5 protein-coding genes are annotated in these 7,728 nt (G+C 69.7%); 1 reads left to right on the top strand and 4 read right to left on the bottom strand.

Annotated elements, in window-relative coordinates:
* From VFE05_15030 to VFE05_15015, 4 genes are all read right to left on the bottom strand, one after another.
* Window positions 1–538 (bottom strand): glycosyltransferase (locus VFE05_15030; protein ID HET6231385.1); only part of this gene is annotated, 538 nt, incomplete at its 3' end.
* Between the two features lie 316 nt (window positions 539–854).
* Complete coding sequence (locus tag VFE05_15025) at window positions 855–1,658, bottom strand: FkbM family methyltransferase (GenBank protein ID HET6231384.1); 804 nt, start codon at window positions 1,656–1,658, stop codon at window positions 855–857.
* A 372-nt stretch (window positions 1,659–2,030) separates the two neighbouring features.
* Complete coding sequence (locus VFE05_15020; protein ID HET6231383.1) at window positions 2,031–3,305, bottom strand: ABC transporter permease; 1,275 nt, start codon at window positions 3,303–3,305, stop codon at window positions 2,031–2,033.
* Entirely contained in the window at window positions 3,298–4,254 is a 957-nt protein-coding gene (locus VFE05_15015; protein HET6231382.1) for an ATP-binding cassette domain-containing protein, read from the bottom strand. Before VFE05_15015 ends, VFE05_15020 begins: the two co-directional genes overlap by 8 nt.
* Before the next feature lie 757 nt (window positions 4,255–5,011).
* On the opposite strand from VFE05_15015, the gene VFE05_15010 reads away from it, so the two are divergent.
* A complete protein-coding gene (locus VFE05_15010; GenBank protein ID HET6231381.1) occupies window positions 5,012–7,576 on the top strand; it encodes a VCBS repeat-containing protein in 2,565 nt (854 codons plus the stop codon).
* Window positions 7,577–7,728: the final 152 nt, after the last annotated feature.

Here is a 7,728-nt window from a genome sequence, read left to right as displayed (position 1 = left end):
CGGCCAGCGGGTGGAAGAAGTCCACGTCCACCCCGTTGGGCACGATGCGCCAGTCCGCGTCGAAGTAGCTCGCGTTCGCCTCCGCCGCGCTCGGCGAGACGGCGATGACGGCGTGCATGCGGTCCAGCCGCCGCTGCAAGGGCTTCCGCCACACGTTGTACGCCCACGCGCCGTCGAAGTACGTGTGGAACGTGCCCACCACGGCGCACTCCGCCTCGTCGATGGCGAGGATGCCGAGGACGGAGGTGAACGGCCCGTGCACGTGCACCACGTCGTAGCGTCCGCGGCGCAGCGTGTCGCGCATCTTCCGGCGCAGGTCGCGGCCCACGGTCAGCCGCCCCACCGAGCCGTTCGCGTAGATGCGAACGCTGCGGCCCAGCCGGATCACGCCGGGCTCCTCCGCCGCGCCCGGCACGCGCGACGTGATCACGTCCACGTGGTGCCCCCGCCGGCGCATCTCGCGCGCGAAGAAGTGCACGTGCTCCGAGATTCCGCCCAGGTGTGGGTAGTAGTATTCCGAGACGAGCGCGATCCGCATCAAGGCCGTGGGCTCCGCGTCCGGCGCGCGCGTGGCGCGGCCTGGGGGTTCGATCCGATGCAGCCGGGGCAGGGTAACCGTCCCAGCCCGCAGAGCGGGCGCGGCGCGGTCCGGCGTGGCGATTGGAGGTGCAGCGGGGGAATGTGGGGATGTCAACCTGTCACTAGGATAACGCGTCGGCCGCCGGAATCCTCATACAACGGTTTGCATCTCCCGAAAGCACGAATCGCCCGGCCATCGGCCGAGCCCTTCGTCGCATCCACATCTACCGAAAACCGCCGCTCGATTCCGCATCGCGCCGCTTCGCTGCCGCGGTTCAACTCCGCGGCCCGCCGATGAGGTCCCAGGCGGAGGACAGCACCGGGTCCGAGAGCGCCTCCGTCGCGAGGGCGAGCGTGTCGCCGCCCACCTCCATGAGCACGTAGCCGGAGTCGCGGACAAGAGCCTGTGCGGCATCGCGGTCAGCCGGCGAAAGGATCTTGTGCTCGTAGATGAGCAGCGTGGGGTGGTGGCGGCGCAGGTCCACCAGCTTGAGGATCTGGTAGTCGTAGCCCTCGGTGTCCACGTGGATCACGTCCAGGCTGCCCACCGCGTGCTTCGCGGCCAGCGTCTCGAACGTCATGCAGCTCACCATGGTGGTCTGGATGCGCTCCTCCAGCCCCGGCAGCGTGGCCGCCGCGGCCTTCACCGTCTCCAGCGAGAACGAGCCGAGCTGGTCGTACCACACCGGCAGGCCTTCCATGCCTTCCGGGAAGTGGTAGAAGGCGCGGGGCCCGTCCGCCTCGCCGATGGCGGCGTTCACCAGCGTGAAGCGCTCATCCGCTCCGTAGTGCGCGCTCAGCCGCTTGAAGACGTAGCCCACCGGCTCCACCATCACTCCGCGCCAGTGGCGGTTCCACAGGAACGGGCGCAGCGGGTCGCCCGCCACCGCGTCGTTCGACCCCACCTGTACGAAGAACACGCGCGGCCGGGAGATGGTCAGCGCGTACAGCATGGTGTCGATGGGGCTGCCGAAGGCGCGCAGCCGCAGCCGCGGCGACCGCAGCAGGTTCCAGACGCCGCTGGAGCGCCCCACCGCGAAGTGGAGCGCCCTGCGCACGGGAGACATGGTCGACGGCATCGAATCCTGGATCGGGCGATGGACGGGTGATACGGAATCCGGGCGGATCGGCTACCCTCAGCCGAGTCTCGCCGAAGCGATTCGGACCATCGGTAGCAGCCCACGCACGTGGGCTTCGTGCCGTCGTAGCCCGCGGCTTTAGCCGCCAGGGCGATGCGGCCGCACCGATTCTCACGGACTTCGTTGGAGACGTACGGCGGTCCCGCGTGGCGAGATGCTACCGCGTGCCGGCCGACGTGCTTTGCCGGCTGCCTCGGCCGAATCGACGGATGCGGTGCGGCGGATGCGCGGCCGGGCACGCGGGGCACCAACGTAACGGCGCCGGCCCCGCTGCGGTAGCGGAGCCGGCGCCGTTCGTCGTAATGCCTCGGTTTACGCCGCGCGGAGCCAGCGGCCCAGCTCGGCCAGCGTGGGCTTCTTGCCCGTGCTGAGGATGCCCACGCGGTAGATCTTACCGGCCGCCCAGGCGACCACCACGTTCGCCACCACCAGCAGGGCCAGCGAGCCCACGATCTGCGCCGTGGGCACCTGCGCCCCGGCCATGCGGATGGGCATGGTGATGGGCGAGGTGAAGGGGATCATCCCCAGCCGCGTGGCGATGGTGCCCAGCGGGTCGGTGGCGACCTTGAAGATGAAGGCGATGGTGGCGAAGAGCGGCAGCAGCACCACGGTCTGGAACTGCTGCGCCTCCTGCTCGCTGTTCACCGCCGCGCCCAGCGCCGCGAAGAGCCCGGCGTACAGCAGGAAGCCCAGGAGGAGGAAGAGCACCATCGCCAGCCCGAGCATCGGGTCCACCCGCATTGCGGCCATCGTCTGCGGCGACACGTGGTAGCGCTCCGCCAGCAGCGACGACTGCGAGACGCCCACCGCGACCAGCGCCACCCAGATCGCCACCTGGAGCAGCGCCACCGCGGCCACGCCCAGGATCTTGCCCGTCATCAGGTGCGTGGCCTTCATGCTGCTCACGATCACCTCGGCCACGCGGCTCGTCTTCTCCTCCAGCACGCTCCGCAGCACGTTCATGCCGTAGAAGATGATCAGGTAGTAGATGACGAACCCGATCACGTAGCCCAGCCAGAACGTCTGCGCCGCCGTGCCGCCCTCCTCGCCCTTGTCGGTGATGCGCGATGTCTTCACGTCCACCGGGCGGACGAGCGAGGCGATGTCGGCCGCGTTCAGGCCCGCGCGGTTGAGGCGCGCCGTCTCCACGCCCTCGGTTACCGCGCCGCGGATGTCGGACAGCACGTTGAAGTTGCTGATGTTGGCCGAGCGGTACTCCACCCGGTTGCCGTCCAGCACGTCGGCCGGGAGCCACACGTAGCCGTCGATCTCCTTGCGCTGCACGCGCTTCAGCAGCTCCGCCCGGTGCGCCTGGAACGGCGCGGCGATGCGCTCTACGCGGTACGTGGGGTCGTCCGGGTCCTTGCGCGGGCGCACCAGCGCCGCCTCCACGCGGGGGCCCACGCCGGCCGGCGCCTCGTCCACCAGCACGATCTTCTTCTCGCCGCCGCCTCCGCGGGCTGAGATGGCCGTCGCCGCGGCGATGCCCATCATCAGCGCGGGCACCAGCAGGGTGGAGATGATGAAGCTGCGGGCGCGCACCCGCTCCACGAACTCGCGGCGGAATACGATGAACGTCTCAGACATGGGCCACCTCCGGGCGGCGCTGGGGCTGGGCGGCGTCGCCTACGTTGCGGACGAAGATCTCGTGGAGCGACGGCTGCACGCGCTCGAAGCGCATGAGCGGCGCGTCCAGGTCGTTCAGGGCGGCCACGTAGTCGCGCGGCTGCACCGCGTCGGGCAGGTCGATCTCCCAGCCCTCGCCCTTCCGCTCCGCCTGGCCGTAGCGGCCCGCGGCGGACATGAACGCCGTGGCCGTGGGCGTCTCGCCGTCGAACTCCACCCCGTAGCGCCGCCCCAGGTTCTCGCGGCGGATGTCGCGCAGCCGCCCGTCCAGCACCTTGCGCCCCCCGGCGATGATGCACACGTGCTCGCAGAGCTGCTCGGCCTGCTCCATGTTGTGCGTGCTGAAGATCACCGTCCGCCCCTCGTCGCGCGCGGCGAGGATGGTGTCGCGCAGCACCTCCTGGTTCACCGGGTCCAGGCCGCTCTGCGGCTCGTCCAGGATCAGCAGGTCGGGCTTGTGGACCACGGTGGTGATGAACTGCACCTTCTGCTGCATGCCCTTGCTGAGCGTCTCCACCTTGGCCAGGCGCCAGTCCGCCAGGCCCATGCGCTCCAGCCAACGGTCGCCCTCGGTGCGCGCGGTGCGGCGGTCCAGCCCCTTGAGCTCCGCGAAGAAGACGATCACGTCCAGCACGCGCATCTTCCGGTACAGGCCGCGCTCCTCGGGCAGGTAGCCCACGCGGCGCAGCACCGAGCGGTCCCGCTCCGGGTCCGCGCCCAGGAGGGAGACGGTGCCGGAGTCGCGGATGATGATGTTCATCACCATGCGGAGCGTGCTGGACTTGCCGGCGCCGTTGGGCCCCAGGATGCCGTAGATGGTGCCCGGCGGCACCTCCAGGCAGAGGTTGTCGACCGCGGTGTGGCCGGCGTACCGCTTGGAGACGCCGTCCAGGAGAAGTGCGTGAGCCATGGTGTGTGGCGGGAGGTTCAGGGAGTTGCGCCCCGCGCGGCGGTCGCCGGCGGAAACGTGCGTTCGTACGCGGCCGCCCCCGGCGCGGTTTCAGCGCAGAAGGCCGGCGAGGTGTGGATGGGAGAGCGTGAACGCTGTCGCATCCGCGCCCGGCGGTCAAGTGCCGCATCGGCGGATAAGCGGCCCCGCGTGTCCTCTCCCCCTCTGGTTTGTGGTCCCTGCAGAGCTTCCATCCCACCCTCGCCGCTCGACTCGATCCGGCCGGTGCCCGTCGTCACCGAGCAACCGGGGACCTCCGCCTGTCCGCTCCAGTGCGGATCCCTTTTACGCCGGTCCTGAGTTCGTGTGCGAGAGAAGAAGTCTCTTCTCGTTTCAGAGCTTGTAATGCCGCACGAGGCCCGGGCGTCAACATTCGGCCTTCGCGGGTGGTCCGCCAGGCGCGGTGGTCGCGTCATATCTGCTGGCGCAGCTTGAGCTTGCGGCCGCATCGCGTTAGCTTGCTGGTTCCGGTAGTCCGTATTACCCCGACTCCGCCGCTGCTTGCGGGATTCCGGCGATGCAGGCATCGGCATTCCCTCCGTCTTCCCCATCTCCCAGGGACCTACCCGCGATGAGCTCATCCGACGTCCGCTTGCCGTTCCGCCGGTCTCCCCGTGCGTTCGCCGCCGCGGCCCTCCTGTGCCTCGCGGCCGGTGCCTGTGATTCGCCGACTGCGCTCTCGCGGCTGGCAGGGGCGGACCAGCCCAGCCCGCGAGTGATGAGCACGCGGCGCCCCGTCCTCACGCCCGTCTCGCAGCTCAGCGGTGACGTGCTCGTGGGCCCGTGGGCCTCGCAGAAGCCTGCCCGCCGTGACGTGTCCGTCGCGAATGCGGAGACGGGCGCCGCGACGACGGTGCCGTTCTACTACATCCTCTGGCAGAACAAGAAGACCGGTGATCGCGTGCTCTGGCCGATGAACGGCACCTCCCGCGCGGGCGCCGACATCATGCTCCCGCGCGAGGACACGGTGTGGGACATGGCCGCCATCGCCGACTTCACGGGCGACGGGGATGCCGAGATCGTGCTGCAGAACCGCAGCACGGGCAACCGTGGGATGTGGTCGCTGAAGGGCACCACCTGGAACAGCTTCATCCAGCTCTACGGCGAGAACCCGGTGTGGGACTTCGCCGCCGCGGCGGACTTCACGGGCGATTCGCAGCCCGACGTCCTCATGCAGAACACCGCCACGGGAGACCGAGGCTTCTGGCTGATGGACCACGCGGCGTACCGCGGCTGGGCGGCCGCGCCCACGGAACAGCCGGTCTGGCGCATGGTGGCAGCGGCGGACTTCACGGGCGATGCCAAGCCGGACGTGCTATTCGAGAACGAATCGACGGGGCAGCGGGGCGTGTGGGTAATGAACGGGACGACGTACCAGAGCTGGGCGTCGTTCCCGAGCGAGCAGACGGTGTGGGAGATGGCGGCGGCGCACGACGTGACGGGAGATGGGAAGCCGGACATCTTCTTCCAGAACAAGAGCACGGGTCTGCGCGGCTGGTGGATCATGAACGGGACGCAGTACCAGACGTGGGTGGGCCTCGGCACCGTGGCTCCTGAGTGGGACATCGTGGGCGCGTTCACGCCGGCCGGCACGCACGTCGATCCCCAGGCGCCGAGCCTTCTCAACGCGTCCAGGAACCCGACCGGGCCGCTGCACCTGATCTGGCAGGACAACAGCAGCAGCGAGACGTACTTCGAGGTGCAGCGCAGCCTTGGCAAGCCGGACGAGTTCGTGCTGGTCGCCCAGCTTCCGCCGAACTCCAGCTCGTACGACGACCCGCGCACCGGAACGGCGCAGAACACCTTCTACCGGGTCCGCGCTTGCAACGCCAGCGGCTGCACGGCGTGGTCGCCGGTGTACGAGGCGCTGGGCTCGCACCTGAACCTGGTCTCCCCCGCGCCGGGCACCTTCGCGGACGACACCACCACGGTGCGGGTGACCGTCACCGGCGGGTTGGAGGTGGTGGCGCTCACGGCGATCGTGGACGGACGCGAGTTCCCGCTCACGCTCAAGAACGGCGAGTGGCGCGGCGCCCTGTCGCTGACCGGCCTGGCGAGCGGAGAGAAGTTCCTGCTGCTGGCGGAGCGTGACGGCAACGGCGCCGTGGACACCACGTACATGCCGTTCGTGCTGGACCGCCGCCCCCGGATCGACGTCCTGTCGCCGCCCCCCGGTGGTGTGGTGCAGACGACGCCGTACCACGTGACGGTGGCGTGCACCGACATGGAGGGGGCGTGCACCTCCATCAAGCTCTACTGGTACACCGCGGACGGATCGGGCAGCGACGTCGTCCGGGCGCAGGGCACGAACCGCATCGAGGCCGACCTGCCGCTGCCGGCGGACCAGACGGTCACGTTCCGGGTGGATGCGACGGACCAGAAGGGCCAGCACAGCATCATCACCCAGAAGGTGCTGGTGGAGACGAGCCCGCGGCTCACGGCGGTCGAATCGGCGGGCATCGAGGTCTGGCAGCTCGCGGCCGACCGCATCCTCTACGTGGACTCCACGGCGACGGGCCGCTCCCTGAACATCCGCGACCGCGCGACGGGAGCGGTTACGGTGATCTACCAGGGCGGCGTCAAGAGCCCCGAGTACCGCATCCCATACATGGGTTACCTCACCCTGGCCGGCGCCGCATACATCGACGGCGAGATCTCCACCCGGGCCGGGCAGTCGGGAGATCGGTACGAGGAGATGCACGACTGGCGCAACGGCGTGCGCGAGGACCTCGGCTCGCTCCCGGACGGCGGCGTGGTGAAGGCGACGCCCGGCTGGATCATCTGGAAGGACGGCGGCGCGCTGTACCGCCGCAACGTGGCGACGGGCGAGATCGTCCGCATCTACAACGCGGGCGGCATCTTCGAGCTCAGCATCAACGACCAGGGCGACGTGTCGTACCTGGCCTACACCCAGGCGTACCTGTACCACGACGGCGTCACCACGCCGCAGGCCTCGTACACCGACTTCGAGTTCCTGAAGAACGGGCGCTACGCGTTCGTGCGCACCGGCGGGTCGGGCGTGCAGCAGATTTTCGTGCGCGAGGCCGGCGGCACCGAGCGCCAGGTGACCAGCTTCGCGCAGAGCAGCTTCCTGGAGTCGCTGGGGCCCAACGGCGAGGTCGTCTTCCGGTCCGGCGGGCGGCACTACGTGGCCCTGCCCACGGGCTCGCCCATAGACATCGGCGTGGACTTCGGGGTGAAGGAGACGCCGCGCTCGTACTGGATCGACGGAAGCCTCTACGTGGCTCTCGGCCGCACCGTCTTCCGCGTCCAGCTCCAGTAGGCCGGTCCGCCGGCGCAGGTCCTTCCGTGATCCTGCGCCGGCGGCGGACCGGACGCCCTCCGCGGTTGACCCACTCCGCCGGAACGCGGTATGTTCACGCCGGCCGCCGAGCGCGGAAGCCCTGCACCCGGGGCTTCCGCGCTCGGTTATCC

The sequence above is a fragment of the Longimicrobiaceae bacterium genome (assembly GCA_035696245.1).
Taxonomy (GTDB): Bacteria; Gemmatimonadota; Gemmatimonadetes; order Longimicrobiales; family Longimicrobiaceae; genus DASRQW01.
This window is presented reverse-complemented; position numbering and strand designations above follow the sequence as displayed.